The sequence below is a fragment of the Allobosea sp. NPDC055594 genome (genome assembly GCF_053618995.1).
The window spans coordinates 37,237-52,684 of sequence record NZ_JBSHIO010000003.1; the positions used below are offsets into that span (position 1 = coordinate 37,237).

Annotated in this window: 18 protein-coding genes; 6 read left to right on the top strand and 12 right to left on the bottom strand. The window is 67.3% G+C overall.

What is annotated here, in order from left to right:
- Positions 1-20 precede the first annotated feature (20 nt).
- Positions 21-341: a hypothetical protein gene (locus tag ACWGRX_RS07290; RefSeq protein ID WP_452116992.1), complete on the top strand. Its 321-nt coding sequence runs from the start codon at positions 21-23 to the stop codon at positions 339-341.
- A gap of 15 nt (positions 342-356) precedes the next feature.
- On the opposite strand, the gene ACWGRX_RS07295 is transcribed toward ACWGRX_RS07290, so the two are convergent.
- The 3 genes from ACWGRX_RS07295 to ybgC all read right to left on the bottom strand — a co-directional run bounded on the left by ACWGRX_RS07295 (position 357) and on the right by ybgC (position 2,271).
- A complete protein-coding gene (locus ACWGRX_RS07295) occupies positions 357-809 on the bottom strand; it encodes a DUF2852 domain-containing protein (protein ID WP_452116993.1) in 453 nt (150 codons plus the stop codon).
- A gap of 316 nt (positions 810-1,125) precedes the next feature.
- Positions 1,126-1,773: a TetR/AcrR family transcriptional regulator gene (locus tag ACWGRX_RS07300; protein WP_452116994.1), complete on the bottom strand. Its 648-nt coding sequence runs from the start codon at positions 1,771-1,773 to the stop codon at positions 1,126-1,128.
- Between the two features lie 57 nt (positions 1,774-1,830).
- Positions 1,831-2,271 carry a tol-pal system-associated acyl-CoA thioesterase gene (ybgC, locus tag ACWGRX_RS07305; RefSeq protein WP_452116995.1) on the bottom strand — a complete coding sequence of 147 codons (441 nt, stop codon included), beginning with the start codon at positions 2,269-2,271 and terminating at the stop codon, positions 1,831-1,833.
- A 139-nt stretch (positions 2,272-2,410) separates the two neighbouring features.
- On the opposite strand from ybgC, the gene ACWGRX_RS07310 reads away from it, so the two are divergent.
- Entirely contained in the window at positions 2,411-2,623 is a 213-nt protein-coding gene (locus ACWGRX_RS07310; RefSeq protein ID WP_452116996.1) for a hypothetical protein, read from the top strand.
- Positions 2,624-2,630: 7 nt separating this feature from the next.
- On the opposite strand, the gene ruvB is transcribed toward ACWGRX_RS07310, so the two are convergent.
- From ruvB to ruvA, 3 genes are read right to left on the bottom strand one after another with little or no spacing between them, the layout of a single operon-like run.
- Complete coding sequence (gene ruvB / locus ACWGRX_RS07315; protein ID WP_291641434.1) at positions 2,631-3,674, bottom strand: Holliday junction branch migration DNA helicase RuvB; 1,044 nt, start codon at positions 3,672-3,674, stop codon at positions 2,631-2,633.
- Positions 3,671-4,156 carry a GNAT family N-acetyltransferase gene (locus tag ACWGRX_RS07320; RefSeq protein ID WP_452116997.1) on the bottom strand — a complete coding sequence of 162 codons (486 nt, stop codon included), beginning with the start codon at positions 4,154-4,156 and terminating at the stop codon, positions 3,671-3,673. Before ACWGRX_RS07320 ends, ruvB begins: the two co-directional genes overlap by 4 nt.
- A complete protein-coding gene (ruvA, locus tag ACWGRX_RS07325) occupies positions 4,153-4,770 on the bottom strand; it encodes a Holliday junction branch migration protein RuvA (RefSeq protein WP_452116998.1) in 618 nt (205 codons plus the stop codon). The genes ACWGRX_RS07320 and ruvA overlap by 4 nt, the downstream gene beginning before the upstream one ends.
- An 88-nt stretch (positions 4,771-4,858) precedes the next feature.
- Between ruvA and ACWGRX_RS07330 the strand changes: the two genes are divergently transcribed.
- On the top strand, positions 4,859-6,070 hold the full coding sequence (locus ACWGRX_RS07330) for an NAD(P)/FAD-dependent oxidoreductase (RefSeq protein ID WP_452116999.1): 1,212 nt from the start codon (positions 4,859-4,861) through the stop codon (positions 6,068-6,070).
- Here the strand turns inward: ACWGRX_RS07330 and ruvC are convergent.
- Positions 6,058-6,567: a crossover junction endodeoxyribonuclease RuvC gene (gene ruvC / locus ACWGRX_RS07335; RefSeq protein WP_452117000.1), complete on the bottom strand. Its 510-nt coding sequence runs from the start codon at positions 6,565-6,567 to the stop codon at positions 6,058-6,060. The genes ACWGRX_RS07330 and ruvC overlap by 13 nt on opposite strands.
- A 195-nt stretch (positions 6,568-6,762) precedes the next feature.
- Between ruvC and ACWGRX_RS07340 the strand changes: the two genes are divergently transcribed.
- Positions 6,763-7,542, top strand: a complete 780-nt coding sequence (locus ACWGRX_RS07340; protein ID WP_452117001.1) for a sulfite exporter TauE/SafE family protein — start codon at positions 6,763-6,765, stop codon at positions 7,540-7,542.
- Between the two features lie 121 nt (positions 7,543-7,663).
- Here the strand turns inward: ACWGRX_RS07340 and ACWGRX_RS07345 are convergent, their stop codons facing one another.
- Entirely contained in the window at positions 7,664-8,410 is a 747-nt protein-coding gene (locus tag ACWGRX_RS07345) for a YebC/PmpR family DNA-binding transcriptional regulator (protein ID WP_452117002.1), read from the bottom strand.
- 210 nt (positions 8,411-8,620) lie between these two features.
- Here ACWGRX_RS07345 and ACWGRX_RS07350 point away from each other — a divergent pair, with 210 nt between their 5' ends.
- The gene (locus ACWGRX_RS07350; protein WP_452117003.1) at positions 8,621-9,970 is read left to right on the top strand and encodes a methyl-accepting chemotaxis protein; all 1,350 of its coding nucleotides are present in this window, start codon (positions 8,621-8,623) and stop codon (positions 9,968-9,970) included.
- An 89-nt stretch (positions 9,971-10,059) separates the two neighbouring features.
- Positions 10,060-12,066 carry a PhoX family protein gene (locus tag ACWGRX_RS07355; protein WP_452117004.1) on the top strand — a complete coding sequence of 669 codons (2,007 nt, stop codon included), beginning with the start codon at positions 10,060-10,062 and terminating at the stop codon, positions 12,064-12,066.
- Positions 12,067-12,278: 212 nt separating this feature from the next.
- Here the strand turns inward: ACWGRX_RS07355 and fba are convergent, their stop codons facing one another.
- The 4 genes from fba to ACWGRX_RS07375 form a co-directional block, all read right to left on the bottom strand.
- Positions 12,279-13,361, bottom strand: coding sequence for a class II fructose-bisphosphate aldolase (gene fba, locus ACWGRX_RS07360; RefSeq protein ID WP_265055983.1), 1,083 nt, complete (start codon positions 13,359-13,361; stop codon positions 12,279-12,281).
- Positions 13,362-13,455: 94 nt separating this feature from the next.
- On the bottom strand, positions 13,456-13,701 hold the full coding sequence (locus tag ACWGRX_RS07365; RefSeq protein WP_452117005.1) for a hypothetical protein: 246 nt from the start codon (positions 13,699-13,701) through the stop codon (positions 13,456-13,458).
- Positions 13,702-13,756: 55 nt separating this feature from the next.
- A complete protein-coding gene (locus ACWGRX_RS07370) occupies positions 13,757-14,950 on the bottom strand; it encodes a phosphoglycerate kinase (RefSeq protein ID WP_452117006.1) in 1,194 nt (397 codons plus the stop codon).
- Between the two features lie 35 nt (positions 14,951-14,985).
- Complete coding sequence (locus tag ACWGRX_RS07375) at positions 14,986-15,447, bottom strand: hypothetical protein (RefSeq protein WP_291641407.1); 462 nt, start codon at positions 15,445-15,447, stop codon at positions 14,986-14,988.
- Position 15,448: the final 1 nt, after the last annotated feature.

Consider the following 15,448-nt stretch of genomic DNA (forward strand, 5'->3'; position numbering starts at 1 on the left):
GCCGCTGAATCCGGCGAAAGATGGGCCAAACGACGATATTCGGCGCGCCAAAGGCCTTGTTTCGGATTAAGGCCCGGTCAACCTTAACAATCCTCGTGGTTAACATCGGGTTATGGCGCTGGCGCCGGGCGGCGAATCAGGACGGTGCGTCGGAATCGGTGCCGGCGTTTCCCGCACGCGGCGGCGGCACCTTCCGCCTCCTCGCCGAGGCCTGCGGCACCAATCTGACGCAGACGCTCGACCTTCCTCATCTGCCGGCCGCAAGAAACCGGAAGCGACTCGTAAGTCGGCAAAAGCAAACGGCCCGCCTCGGTGACGAGGCGGGCCGCGATGACTGCTGATGATCTCGGGCTTGATCAGGCGCTGGCGCCTGCCTCGGCCTCCGGCGTGCCCCGGCGGCGCTCGCTCATGAACTCGTCGAACTCGGCCTTGTCCTTGGCCATGCGCAGCCGGCCGAGGAAGTCCTGGAATTCGCGCTGCTCATCCTCAAGGCGACGCAGCGTCTCCTCGCGATACTCGTCGAAGGCGCGGTTGCCGCTGGACGGGCCGCGCCCCCAGCCGCCGCCGAAGCCGGAACGGCCCCAGCCCTGCCCGCCACCCATGCGGTCGCGCAGGCGCTCCATCTTGTCCTGCAGGCGGCTCATCCGGTGCTCGTAGCGCGCCTGTCCGCAACCATGTCCCATGCGTCCACTCCCAAACAGAAAGACCAGGGTCGCCAGACCCAGCGGCCACCAGACGATGAAGCCGAGCACAGCGAATGCGAGCCAGGCTCCCTTTCCGTATTCATCAAGCTTGGCGACGATCGGCATCGATCCCTCTCGAAACTGAATGGCAGCGACGGATGCCGCTGCCGGCCAACCTCCCCGATCGGCGAGCGCCGATCGTGTGAATGTAAATCACATTCACATATCTGGCCGCAACTGCCAAGCCTTTCAAGACGAGGGACGCAAATTTTTGCGCAGGCCCCTCCCCCCCGCCATCAACTCGGTTTGCCGACAAGCCGCGTCGGCGGCGCCGATAAAGGAGCCATGCCGGAACCTTTTTGAAGAAGACCCCGGAATGGCTCCCGGATCTGCGCTTCGCTACGTTCGGGACGTCGATAATCTGAAGATGTGCGGGTGAGCCTCAGCCGGCCTTGTCAGGCGGCAGGCCGAGCCCTTTGAGATAGATCAGCATGCCCGCCTCGAGCAGGTCGGAAGCCGACATCGGCAGTGGGCGCCGGCCGCCATCGGCGCGTCCGAACAGGGCTGCGACACCGTGCGACATCGCCCAGATATGCAGCGCCATCATCAGTGCCGGCGGCCGCTTGCCCGGCGGCAAGGCCGCGATCAGCGTCTCGGCCGCCTGCCGCAATTGCTGGAAGGCACGCTCCGCCGCATTGCGCAGTTCCGGGCTGGCGTCGAGCGGCACGCCCGCCTCGAACATCGCCGAATAGAAGGCCGGCTGGTCGTGGGCGAAGGCGAGATAGGCGCGGCCGAGCCGGTGGAAGGCAGCCTCGACATCCGGTCTGCCCTCGTCCCAGGCTTTCGCCAAGGCGTCCTCGAAGGCGGCGAAGCCGCGCGCCGCGACATCCGCCAGCAACTCGTCGCGGTCGCGATAATGCCGATAGGGCGCAGCCGGGCTGACACCGGCCATCCGGGCGGCTTCGGCGAAGGTGAAGCCGTTCGGCCCCTTCTCGCCGATCAGGCCGAGCGCGGCGCGCACCAGCGCCTCCTTGAGATTGCCGTGATGGTAGCCGCGCGGCTGCTCGGGCTCGTTGCGTTTCCAGCTCATGTTAGCGGCCCTAACATGGTGACCGGCGAGCGTCGATGCCAACCCGTGCAGGCCCGGTCAGACGATCTCCAGCCCAAGCCTCTGCCGCAGCACGTCGGGGATGCGTCGCGCCTTGCCGCCACCGACGCAGGCGACCTTGACCTGCGCGGTGATCAGCACCTCCTCGCCGCGCAGGACGCGCTGGTCGAGCTCCATGGTGGCGCCGCGCGCCAGGGTCGGCACCGTCTCGACCGTCAGGAGGTCGTCCATCACCGCCGGCCGGACGAAATCGATCGTCATGCGCCGCACCGCGAAGCCGAGCGCCGCATCCCCGTCGAACAATTCGCGCTGCTCGATCCCGAGCGCACGGATCAGCTCGGTGCGGCCGCGCTCCATGAAGCGCAGATAGGAGGCGTGATAGACGACGCCGGAGAAGTCCGTGTCCTCGTAATAGACGCGGACGGAGATCCGGTGGCCGGCGGACTTATGGTCGGCGGACCTGGGCTGCAAATCGGTCATCGCGAGCTGGCTTGGTCCTTTGCTGGGTGACGTGCCCACCGTGCCGAGCAGTTTCCGGATCATCCTGTCAAGTGCATGCCGGCGCGGAACCCGACCGGGACCCCGGGGTTATCCTCGCAGGACACGAGGAGACATGCCGATGTCGAAGCTGCGAGATGCAGCCCAGCAGGCCAGGGCCCGCAAGGCGCTCGATCAGAAGCGCAAGGCCGAAACCGGGCCGACACCTTCCGACAGCCGCAACGCCGGCGAAGGCATGCAGCCGATCGAGAATGCTGGGAAGGCGCCTTCCGGCGCGCTCGAGGATGCCGGCCAGCTGCCGGCCATGCAGCGCGCGAAATTCGCGCGCCGTTAGGCCCCGGTCAGGCGTCCTCGTCGTCGCCGAACAAGCCGAACTGTGCCGTCTCGCGGTTGGGTTCGGCCATGCCGAGATGCCGGAAGGCATGCGCGGTCAGAAGGCGCCCGCGCGGCGTACGCTGCAGGAAGCCCTGCTGCAGCAGGAAGGGCTCGATGATCTCCTCGATCGCGTCGCGCGGCTCGGAGAGCGCCGCAGCGATGGTCTCGATGCCGACCGGACCGCCGCCGAAATTCACCGCGACCATGGTCAGATAGCGCCGGTCCATCAGGTCGAGACCGATGCCGTCGACCTCGAGCAGGCCGAGCGCCTTGTCGGCGACCTTGCGGGTGACGATGGCGTCGCCATCGACGATGGCGAAGTCGCGCACGCGCCTCAGCAGGCGCCCTGCAATGCGCGGCGTCCCGCGGGACCGGCGCGCGATTTCGTTGGCGCCGTCATCCGACATCGGCACGCCGAGCACCCGCGCGCCCCGCGCGACGATACCCTGCAATTCCTCGACCGTGTAGAACTGCAGACGCACCGGAATGCCGAAGCGGTCGCGCAGCGGCGTCGTCAGCAACCCCGCCCGCGTCGTCGCGCCGACCAAAGTGAACTTCGGCAGGTCAATCTTGACCGAGCGCGCGGCCGGCCCCTCGCCGATGATCAGGTCGAGCTGGTAGTCCTCCATCGCCGGATAGAGGATTTCCTCGACCGCCGGGTTGAGCCGGTGGATCTCGTCGATGAAGAGCACGTCGCGCTCTTCGAGATTGGTCAATTGCGCCGCAAGGTCGCCGGCCTTGGCGATCACCGGCCCCGAGGTCGAGCGGAAATTCACCCCGAGCTCGCGCGCCACGATCTGCGCCAATGTCGTCTTGCCGAGGCCAGGCGGCCCGACGAACAGGACATGGTCGAGTGCGTCGCCGCGCGCCCGCGCCGCATTGATGAAGACCTGGAGGTTCGCCCGCGCCGCCGCCTGGCCGGTGAAATCGGCGAGCGAAAGCGGCCGCAGCGAGTTCTCGCTGTCGTCCTCGCGGCGCTCGGGCGTCACCAATCGGCGCGGCTCGCTCACAGCGCGATCTCCAGTTCGAGCGCGTCGCGCACGGGAATGTCCTGATAGCCGGTCTTGATGATCGTCGGGATCACCGAGCGATAGGCGTCGATCGCCTCGACATAGAGCCCCGAGAAGCGAAAGCCGAGCTTCTGGTAGAAGGCCAGGCCCGGCATGTTGTCATTGGTCAGCATGGCCCGCAGCCTGACGGCGCCGCGCGCCTTCGCCGCGGTCTTGACCGCCTCGAGCAGTCGCTCCGCCGCACCCTCGCCAGGCTTCAGCGCATGCAGCGCGCAGAGCACGGCCGTGTCGCCATCGGGTGACCAGCTCGCCAGCGCCAAAGGTTCGCCGGCGGCAGAGAACAGGCCGAGCAGCGGGATCTCGGCGCAATCATAGGTCTTCAGGCCGATCATCATGCGATGCGAGCCCCAATACCGCATCATCAGCGCGAGGAAGGCGCTCTTGTCCTCGACCTCGCGGACCAGCTCCGGCGCGTGGCTCATTTCGCCAGCTCCTTCAGGCCGAGGCGGATCAGCTGGGCCGTCCCGGCTCCCTCTCCTGCGGCGCGGGACGCAGCTGCGACCGCCGCCACCGCCTGCGCCTGAGGATAGCCGAGATTGACCAGGGCCGAGACGGCATCGGCGATCGGCTGCGGCAGGCGCTTGTCGTCGAGCGCACCAGCAAGCTCGGCAACGCCGGCATCGATATGCCCGAAGGACGGCGCCTTGTCCTTGAGCTCGGCGCAGATCCTCTGCGCCAGCTTCGGCCCGACGCCGGGCGCGCGCGCCACCGCCGCCTTGTCGCCGGTCGCGATCGCCGTCGCCAGCACGCCGGGCTCCAGCGTCGAGAGGATCGCGAGCGCGACCTTGGCGCCGACGCCCTGGACCGTCTGCATCAGCCGGAACCAGTCGCGCTCGGTATCCGACAGGAAGCCGTAGAGCCGGATCGCATCCTCGCGGACATGGGTCTCGATCGACAGGGCCGCAGCCTCGCCCGTCTTGGGCAGGCGCTGCAGGGTCCGCGACGAGCACTGCACGACATAGCCGACGCCCTGAACGTCGACGATGACGAAGTCCTCCCCATACGAATCGATGAGGCCCTTTAGCTTTCCGATCATGCCAACCTGTTAGCATGATCGCCCCTTTCGGCCAGCGCGGATCATTCGCGGCGATCATGCGTTCTCCGCTGGAAATGGGGGGCACCGCGTGCTGACGAGAAAGAGAGACCTGCGGACCGGCCGCTCGGTCTGGCAGGAGAAGCGGGCGCCGTCCGTGCCGGGCTGGAAACTTCTGGCTGATGCGCGTGCCGATGTCGTCGTCATCGGCGCCGGCATTTCGGGCGCCATGGTCGCCGACGCGCTCAGCGAGGTCGGGCTGGACGTGCTGATCGTCGACCGGCGCGGCCCCGTGCGCGGCTCGACCGTCGCCAGCACCGCCCTCCTCCAGTACGAGATCGACCAGCCCCTGACCAAGCTCTCGCTCCAGATCGGCGAGGAAGCGGCGATCCGGGCCTGGCGGCGCTCTCGGCTGGCCCTGGACGGGCTTTGCGCCCGCATCCGAGCTCTGTCGCTGGCACCGACGCGGCGGCGCGACTCCCTCTATCTCGCCGGCGATCTGCTCGATGCCGAGGCCCTGTCGCACGAGGGCGAGGCCCGCCGCCGCGCCGGGTTCGAGACCGCTTTCCTCGGCACAGCCGCGGTCGAGGAGCGTTTCGGCATCGCACACCGGGCCGCCCTGCTCGGCTACGACAATGTCGAGGTCGATCCGCGCGCACTCGCCGCCGGTTTCCTGCGCACCGCGATCGGCCGCGGTGCGCGGCTCGCCAGCCCGGTCGAGATCGTCGACATCGACGCGAGACCGCGCTCGGTCGTTCTGCGGACCAAGGCCAGCACGCATATTAGCTGCCGCCATGTCGTGTTCTGCACCGGCTACGAGATCCCGCTCGGGCTGGAGCCGAAGGGACATCAGGCGATCTCGACCTGGGCGATCGCCACCCCCGCGCAGCCGCGCCGCCTCTGGCCGGAGCGCTGTTTCGTCTGGGAGGCGTCCGAGCCCTATCTCTATCTGCGCACCACGCCCGATGGCCGGGTGATCTGCGGCGGCGAGGACGAGGATTTCGTCGACGAAGAGGCGCGCGACCGGCTGATCGCGGCCAAGACCAAGACCTTGCAGAGGAAGCTCGCCGGGCTCTTCCCGGAACTCGACATACGGGCCGATTTCGCCTGGGCCGGCACCTTCGGCGCCTCGGCCACGGGGCTACCGACGATCGGCGAGCTGCCCGGGCTGAAGAATTGCTGGGCGGTCATGGGCTTCGGCGGCAACGGCATCACCTATAGCCGCATCGGCGCCGAGATCGTCCGGGCCGGGCTCACCGGCAAGGGCGATCCGGACGCCGAGCTCTACGCCTACCGGACCTGATACTTCGCCAGCATCGCCCGGGCGCCACGATGCTGGGCATGGCAGATCGCCACGGCCAGAGCGTCGGCAGCGTCGGCGCTCTTCGTCTCGGCCTTGGGCAGCAGCACGCGGATCATCGCCTGGACCTGCTTCTTGTCGGCATGGCCGACGCCCACCACCGTCTTCTTGACCAGATTCGCCGCATATTCGGCGACCTCGAGCCCCGCCAGCGCCGGCACCACCAAAGCAACTCCGCGCGCCTGGCCGAGCTTCAGCGCCGATTGCGGGTCGCGGTTGACGAAAGTCTCCTCGACCGCGACCTCCCCCGGCGCATGCGCCGCGATCACGCCGGCGATGCCGTCATGCAACTGCCGCAGCCGTTCGGCCAGCGGGGCCTTCTGCTCGCTTTCGACCACGCCGCAGGCGATGAAGGCGAGCTTGGTCCCCTCGCTGAGGACGACGCCCCAGCCGGTCTTGCGCAGACCGGGGTCGATGCCGAGGATACGAATCGCGTTCATCAGGGCAGCTTAGAGCACGTTCCGGGCAGCTTGCCTTCTCCGTCGGAGCGAAGCCTCCCGCGATCATGCGGCTGGCCTTCACGAACGCCCATCGTCCGATCGATGCTTGACGGTCATCGCCGTCATCACGGCAACAGGGGTTGATCGCATGGCCGCTTGGGGCGAGTTGAGAGTTCAGTCACCCCGCCCAAGGCCATGCTCGAACTCATCGCCCCCTTCTTCCCCGGCCTCACCGCCTCGGGCATCGCCACACTGCTCTTCGCCACCTTTCTCGGCGGGCTGGTGCGCGGCTTTACCGGCTTCGGCTTCGCCATGGTCTTCATGCCGCTCGCCTCGGTCGTGCTCGGCCCGGTCGCGGCGCTCGGCCTGATCTGGGTGATCGACGTGCCCTTCGCGCTGCCGCTGGCGGCGCGCTCAGCCAAAAGAGCCGAATGGCGCGAGGTCGTTCCGCTGCTGATCGCCGCGACCCTGACCCTGCCGATCGGCCTCACCCTGCTGGTCTGGCTCGACCAGACGACGATGCGCTGGCTGCTGTCCTCGCTCGTGCTCGCCACGGTGGCACTGCTCGCCTCCGGCTGGCGCTATCACGGCCAGCCGGGCATCCCGCTTTCGCTCGGCGTCGGCGCCCTGTCCGGGCTCTGCAACGGTCTCGCCAGTATCGGCGGCATGCCGCTCGCCGTCTTCTGGCTCGGTGCCCAGCGCAACGACCGTCACAAGACGCGTGCCAACATGCAGACCTATTTCGGCCTGGGCACCATCGTCAGCGGCACCATCCTCTGGATCAAGGGCATTCTCGGCGTCGCGGCCCTGACGATGGCGCTGCCGCTCTTCCTGATCTATGGCGCCGGCCTCTGGATCGGCACGCACGCCTTCAGGCTCGCCTCCGAGCAGACCTTCCGGCGCATCGCCTATCTGACGATTTTCCTCAGCGCGATCGCCGGCCTGCCGCTCTGGGATGCGCTGCTCGGGCGCTGATGCGCCACAGCCGTCAGGCTCGCCCTTGTGGCGAGCACCCAGGCCTTGGCCACCGCCCGTCCCAGCGGAAGATGCGGATGGTCGGGACGAGCCCGACCAAGATGCGATCCATCTGTCGGCCTCAGCCGCTGAGCTTGGCCATCACCTCGTCGGCGATCTCGAAATTGGCGAAGACGTTCTGGACGTCGTCGTCATTGTCGAGCGCTTCCATCAGGCGGATCATCGACGCCGCCTTGTCCTCGTCGAGCGGTGCGGTCGTGGTCGGCCGCCAGACCGGCTTGGCCGAGGCCGGCGCACCAAGGGACGTCTCCAGCGCCTTGCTGACATCGTTCAGCGCATCGAAGGCGCACAGGATGGTGTGACCGTTCTCGTCGCTGATCACATCGTCGGCGCCGGCCTCGATCGCCGCCTCCATCACCTTGTCGGCATCCCCGGCTTCGGCGGGATAGCTGATCTCGCCGACCCGGTTGAACATGAACGAGACCGAATTGCTCTCGCCCATCGCCCCGCCGGATTTGGTGAAGTAGGAGCGCACCGCCGAGGCCGTGCGGTTGCGGTTGTCGGTCAGCGCCTCGACGATGACGGCGGCACCGCCCGGGCCGTAGCCCTCGTAGCGGACCTCGTCATAGTTCTCGCCCTCGCCGCCGATCGCCTTCTTGATCGCGCGCTCGATATTGTCCTTCGGCATGTTCTCCGCACGCGCGGCCAGCACGGCCATGCGCAGGCGCGGATTCATGTTCGGGTCGGGCATGCCCATCTTGGCGGCGACGGTGATTTCACGGGCCAGCTTCGAGAACAGCTTGGAACGCACCGCGTCCTGCTTGCCCTTGCGGTGCATGATGTTCTTGAACTGGGAATGCCCGGCCATGGCTTGGTCGCCTCCGCTCTGATCGCTGTGCCTGCCCGCGGGCGCGCGCAGGCGCGCGTTATAGTCAGTGGCGTCGGCCGGAAGCAAGCGCACAGGGCGCCGGGTTCGGGATAACGCAACGGCGGCTCGCGCTTAAGCCTTTGTTTTCGAACTCTTCGCAAAGTCGCCAGGAGCACCTTTCTCCATGTCCCAGGCGATCAGAAGTTGCGCATGAGCGACGCCATCATCGAACACGACTCCCGCTTGCGCACCTTTCGCATCGACGCCTATGACCTCGCCTTGCTGAAGCGGCAGCGCGACTTCGCCCAGACCCGCCTTCCCGGCCTGCTGGAGGAACTTCACGCCAGCTTCGAGGCCTGGCCCGAGATCCTGCGGGCCATGCAGGAACCGGAGGTCCACGCGCTGCGCCTCGCGCACTGGATCAGGCTGGTCTCGGGCGAGATCGACGACGGCTTCCTGAAATCGGCGCATGCGCTGGCCAGTGCCTTCCATGCTCATGGCGTGCCCGTCCACGGCGTCGCCATCTGCCATGCCATCGTCGGCAATGCGATCGGGGCCGAGCTCGGCCTGTTGCGCGTTGGCCTGGGACAGCTGCGCTTCTGGCAGCGCCGCGAGCTCAACCGGCGCATAGCCCTGCGCGCCGCCTTGCAGAAGGCCGTGCAGCTCGACCTCGAACTGCTGCTCGAGACCTATACCCTCGTCCAAAAGCATAGCCGCGAGCGCAGCCAGGCCGAAATCGCGGCCTTCGAGGTCACCGTTCGCGACGTCGTCGCCTCGGTCGGCGGCAGCGCCCGGGTGATCGAGACATTGGCGCGCACCATGAGCGACACCGTCCAGGAAACCAGCTTCCAGGCGCTGGCGGCAGCCAGCGCCTCCGACGCGGCGTCCGAGAATGTCCGCAACGTCGCCAATGCGACGGAGGAGCTGTCGATCTCGCTGAGCCACATCTCCGCCGAGATCACCGGCGCCACGACCAAGACCCACGACGCCAGCGCCGCGGCGCGGACCACCGAGGTCATCGTCAAGAGTCTGGCGCAATCCGCCGAAACGATCGGCTCGGTCGTAGACCTGATCAGGACCATCGCCAGCCAGACCTCGATGCTGGCGCTCAATGCGACGATCGAGGCAGCCCGTGCCGGCGAGGCCGGACGCGGCTTCGCCGTCGTCGCCCAGGAGGTCAAGCAGCTCTCCGAGCGCACCGGCAAGGCGACCGACGAGATCGCCGCACAGGTCCCGACCATGCAGGCTCGCAGCCGCGAGGCGATTCTCGCCATCGAGAGCATTACCGGCTTCGTCTCGGGCATGGACCAGACGACGCTGAACATCGCGGGCACGATCGAGCAGCAGCGCGCCGCGACCGAGGAGATCGCCCGCAGCGTCAACTTCGCCGCACAGGGCACCCAGGAGGTCGCCCAGACCATCGGCTCGGTCAACGAGGCGGCCCAGATCGCCGGTGCCAGCGTCGGCGACGTGCTCGGCGTGGCGCAATCCCTTTCCCACCACGCCGGGCTGCTTGCCGAAGCCTTCGAGAACCTGTCCCATCGCAATCGCGCGGCCTGAACGGCGTCGGCCGTCGCGGCGCTGTCACGGCCCCGTCAAGCCGAACGGCTAGGTTCGACCGGGCCGAGGCAGGCCATGGAGAGACGGTGATGAGCGACGATCCCCATTATGAATCGACCTTCGGCGCGAGCCTGCTCGAGCATGAGGACGCCGCCCCGCAGAGCCCCACCGACAATCCGACCATGGGTGAGCTGATCGGCCAGCGCTTCTCGCGGCGCGGCCTGCTCAAGGGCGCGCTCGCCGTCTCGGCGATCTCCGCGACGGTCGGCACCGCCGCCCTGGCGACCGCCGAGCGCGCCGAAGCGCGCGGCGCCGAGGGCTCGGCCTTCGCCTTCAAGGAGGTCGAAGCCGGTGTCGATGCCGATCATCATGTCGCCGAAGGCTATGATGCCGATGTCCTGCTGCGCTGGGGCGACCCGCTCTTCCCGGACGCGCCGGCCTTCGATCCGGCGAGGCAGACGCCGCAGGCCCAGGCCAGACAGTTCGGCTACAACAACGACTTCGTCGGCTATCTGCCTCTGCCGGGCGCCGCCGACCCGTCCGGCCATGGCGTGCTCTTCGTCAATCACGAATACACCAACCCGCATCTGATGTTCCCGGGCGTCGTCGAGATCAAGGACGGCAAGCCGGTGATGAAGAACGCGACCCCGGAGCGCTACGCCATCGAGGCGATGGCCCACGGCGCGACGCTCGCGGAGATCCGCCGGACCGACGGCAAATGGGCGCTGGTCCAGGATTCAAACCTGAACCGCCGCCTCACCGCCGCCACCGAGATGCAGCTGTCCGGCCCCGTCGCCGGGGCCGAGCGCGTCAGGACCAAGGCCGATGCCACCGGCCGCAAGGTCTTCGGCACGCTGAACAACTGCTCGGGCGCGATGACGCCCTGGGGCACCTTCGTTTCCGGCGAGGAGAATTTCCACGGCTATTTCTCCGGCGAGCTGCCGGAAGGCCATCGCGAGGAGGCCAATTACAAGCGTCTCGCCATCCCCTCCTCGCCCTATGCCTGGGGCCGTTTCGAGGAGCGCTTCGACCTCGCCAGCGAGCCCAACGAGGCCAACCGCTTCGGCTGGGTGATCGAGGTCGACCCCTTCGATCCGCATTCGGTACCGAAGAAGCGCACCGCGCTCGGCCGCTTCAAGCATGAGGGCGCCGACAACATCGTCGCGAAGGATGGCCGCGTCGTCGTCTATCTCGGCGACGATGAGCGCTTCGACTATGTCTACAAATTCGTCACGGCCGGCCGCTTCGATCCGAATAATCGCGCCGCCAACATGGATCTCCTCGATTCCGGCACGCTCCATGTCGCGAAATTCGCGGCGGACGGCACGATCCAGTGGCTGCCGCTCGTCTTCGGAGAGGGGCCGCTCACCGCCGCCAACGGCTTCTCTGGCCAGGCCGATGTGCTGATCGAGGCCCGCCGCGCCGGCGATCTGCTCGGCGCCACCAAGATGGACCGTCCGGAAGACATCACCCCCAACGGCGTCAATGGCCGTGTCTATGTGATGCTGACCAACAATACGCGCCGCAAGGACGATCAGGTCGACGCCGCCAATCCGCGCGCCAGGAACGCTTTCGGCCACATCATCGAGATCATCGAGGATGACGGCGATTTCACCGCGACCAGGGGCAAATGGGAGATCCTGTTGACCTGTGGCGATCCGTCGGTCGCCGCGGTCGGGGCGAGCTTCTCGACCGAGACCAGCAAGAATGGCTGGTTCGGCATGCCCGACAATGCCGTGGTCGATTCCGCCGGGCGCCTCTGGGTCGCGACCGACGGCAACGGACCCAAGGAGACCGGCCGTACCGACGGGCTCTGGGCGGTCGACACCGAAGGCGCGGCGCGCCGGACCTCGAAGCTGTTCTATCGCGTGCCGCACGGCGCCGAGCTCTGCGGCCCCTGCTTCACGCCCGACGACACCACCGCCTTCGTCGCGGTCCAGCACCCCGGCGACGACGGCCCGGACTGGCCGGAATTCGGCCGCCGCTCCTATTATGAGGACCTCTCGACCCGCTGGCCCGACTTCAGGCCCGACATGCCGGTGCGCCCTTCAGTGGTGGCGATCACCCGCAAGGGCGGCGGCAAGATCGGCATGTGAACGGGGCATGGTCGGGCTTGACCCGATCATCTCCTGAAAATGAAACGCCCGGCCAAGTGCCGGGCGTTTTGCTGGTAGGCTGCCATGTGGCTCCGCCGTCATGCTCGCCCTTGTGGCGAGCATCCACGTCTTGAACACCACGCTCGATCAGTGACGCGAAGGTGTGGATGGTCGGGACAAGCCCGACCATGACGGATGCGCTAGGCGTGTGATCAGGCCGCCTTCTTGGCGCCGAAGGTCGGGTCGAGCTCACCCTTGGCGTAGCGCTTGGCCATGTCGGCCAGGGTGATGACGCGCTTGATCTTCGAAGCCTGGCCGGCGGTGTTGAACTCTTCCAGGCGCTGCTTGCAGAGCTTGGTCATCGCCTCCATGGCCGGCTTGAGATATTTGCGCGGATCGAACTCGCCGGGGTTCTCGGACAGGATCTTGCGGATCTGGCCGGTCATCGCCATCCGGTTGTCGGTGTCGATGTTGATCTTGCGCACGCCATGCTTGATGCCGCGCTGGATCTCCTCGACCGGCACGCCCCAGGTCTGGGGCATCTTGCCGCCGTACTGGTTGATGACGTCCTGCAGGTCCTGCGGGACCGAGGACGAGCCGTGCATGACGAGATGGGTGTTCGGCAGCAGCTTGTGGATCGCCTCGATGACATGCATCGCGAGGATCGCGCCGTCGGGCTTGCGCGTGAACTTGTAGGCGCCATGCGAGGTGCCCATGGCGATGGCGAGCGCATCGACCTTGGTCTCGGCGACGAACTTCACCGCCTCGTCGGGGTTGGTCAGGAGCTGGTCGTGGCTGAGCTTGCCCTCGAAGCCATGGCCGTCCTCCTTCTCGCCTTCGCCGGACTCGAGCGAGCCGAGCACGCCGAGCTCACCCTCGACCGAAATGCCGCCGAGATGGGCCATGTCGGTGACGGTCTTGGTGACGCCGACATTGTAGTCCCAGTCGCCCGGGGTCTTGCCGTCGGCCTTGAGCGAGCCGTCCATCATCACCGAGGTGAAGCCGGCCTGGATCGCGGTCATGCAGGTCGCCGGCTCGTTGCCGTGGTCGAGATGCACGCAGACCGGGATATGCGGATAGATCTCGGTGACGGCGTCCATCATGTGCTTGAGCATGATGTCGTTGGCGTAGGAACGGGCGCCGCGCGAGGCCTGGATGATAACTGGCGCATCTGTGGCGTCGGCAGCCGCCATGATCGCCAGCGCCTGCTCCATGTTGTTGATGTTGAAGGCGGGCACGCCGTAGTCGTTCTCGGCGGCATGGTCGAGCAATTGGCGAAGCGTAATACGGGCCACAGCGGTCCTCCGGGTGGATTCTGACTTATCTGAAGGGGTTTAGAATCGAACTGTGGCGGACGCAAAGCGAAAGGCGCCGACAGCGTGAACGCGGTCAGCGACCGCGCGCTTCGAGTGCCGCGACGCGCTCCTCGATAGCCGCGACCTGCTCGGCGAAGTCGCCAGTCACGGCTTTGGCCATGACGAGGAGGCCAGCCGTGTCGCGCCGCTGCTTGCGGACGAGTTCGCCCAATTCGTCAAAGCGCTTCTCGACTGCGTCGAACCGCTTGTCGTGATCGGCAAGCTGCGCCTGAATCTTCTTCAGGATCTCGTACATGGCCGTCTGTACGTTCTCGCTCATGCGCGAGAACATAGCATAAACATCGCCACATGCAACCACAGGCTGCGGCCGCCGGTCAGCCCTGCCGCAGCGCCTCGACACCGGGGAGTGCCTTGCCTTCCATCCATTCGAGGAAGGCGCCGCCCGCGGTCGAGACATAGGTCAGCTCGTCGGCGACACCGGCATGGTTCATCGCCGCGACGGTATCGCCGCCGCCTGCGACCGCGACCAGCCGGCTCGTCCGGGCGCGTTCCGCCACCGCCTTGGCGACCGTCACCGTCGCGGTGTCGAAGGGCGGCAGTTCGAAGGCGCCGAACGGACCATTCCAGACCACGGTCTTGACCTTGTCGAGCTTGAGCACGACCTCGGCGACGCTGAGCGGCCCGGCATCGAGGATCATCTCGTCATCGGCGACCTCGCCGATCGAGACGACACGGTGCCCGGGATTGGCCTTGAACTCGCGCGCCACCAGCGCATCGACCGGCAGCAGGATCTCGCAGCCGGCGGTCTTGGCCTTCGCCTCGATCTCGCGGGCGGTGCCGACGAGATCATGCTCGCAGAGCGACTTGCCGACATTGACGCCGCGCGCCGCCAGGAAGGTGTTGGCCATGCCGCCACCGATGACGAGCACATCGACCTTCTTGACGAGATTGCCGAGCAGTTCGAGCTTGGTCGAGACCTTGGCGCCGCCGACGATCGCCATCACCGGCCGCGCCGGGCTGTCGAGGCCGGCCGAGAGCGCCTCGAGCTCGGCCTGCATGGTGCGGCCGGCATAGGCCGGCAGCACATGCGCCAGCCCCTCGGTCGAGGCATGCGCCCGGTGCGCCGCGGAGAAGGCGTCGTTGACATAGATGTCGCCATTGGCGGCGAGCGCCTTGACGAAATCCGGGTCGTTCTTTTCGTCGCCGGCATGGAAGCGGGTGTTCTCGAGCAGCAGCACCTCGCCGTTCTTCGCCGCTGCGACCGCCTTGGCGACATCCTCGCCGATGCAATCTGCGACGAAGATCACCGGCTGGCCGAGCGCATGGGCGAACGCCGGAACGACCTGCCGCAGGCTGTTCTTGTCGTCGCGGCCCTTGGGCCGGCCGAAATGCGCCAGCAGGACGACCTTGCCGCCCTTCTCGGAGATTTCGCGAACGGTCGGCAGCACCCGCTCGATCCTTGTCGCGTCGGTGACCTTGCCGTCTTCCATCGGCACATTGAGATCGACGCGGACGAGAACGCGCTTTCCGGCAAGGTCGGCGTCGTCGAGGGTACGGAAAGCGGGCATCGCGATCTCTTCTGATGGTCGGGGCGTGGGCAGCGTCAGCGCGGCAGGCTCGGCGGCAGGATACCGGGCAAGCCGTTCTTCAGCACAATCACGGTGAGGATCACCGTCAGGATCGCGGTCACGATGCCGGTCAGGAGCAGCGCGCCGAAACGCGGTGTCGCGTTGACGCGCTGGCGGAGCGCGGAAAGCTCCTCGCGCAGCCCGGCGAAGTCCATGGTCCCGGCGGCGAGATCGACCTTCTGGGCGCTGCGCTCGAGCGAGGCTTCGGCGCGCGTCAGCACGGCCTCGTAGCGGGCGAACTTCTCTTCGATGCGGGCCGCCTTCTCCTCGATGCGCGAGAGCTGGTCGAGCTTGCGCGGATCGCCGGCGACGACCGGCTCGGCAGCCTTGATCTCGGCGGCGCGGGCCGCGGCGGTCTCGGCCATGGTCGGGGCGGGCGGAATGATCGCCTCGGGAGCGGGCGACGGGTTCGCGACGGTAGGCTCGATCTTGTTCATG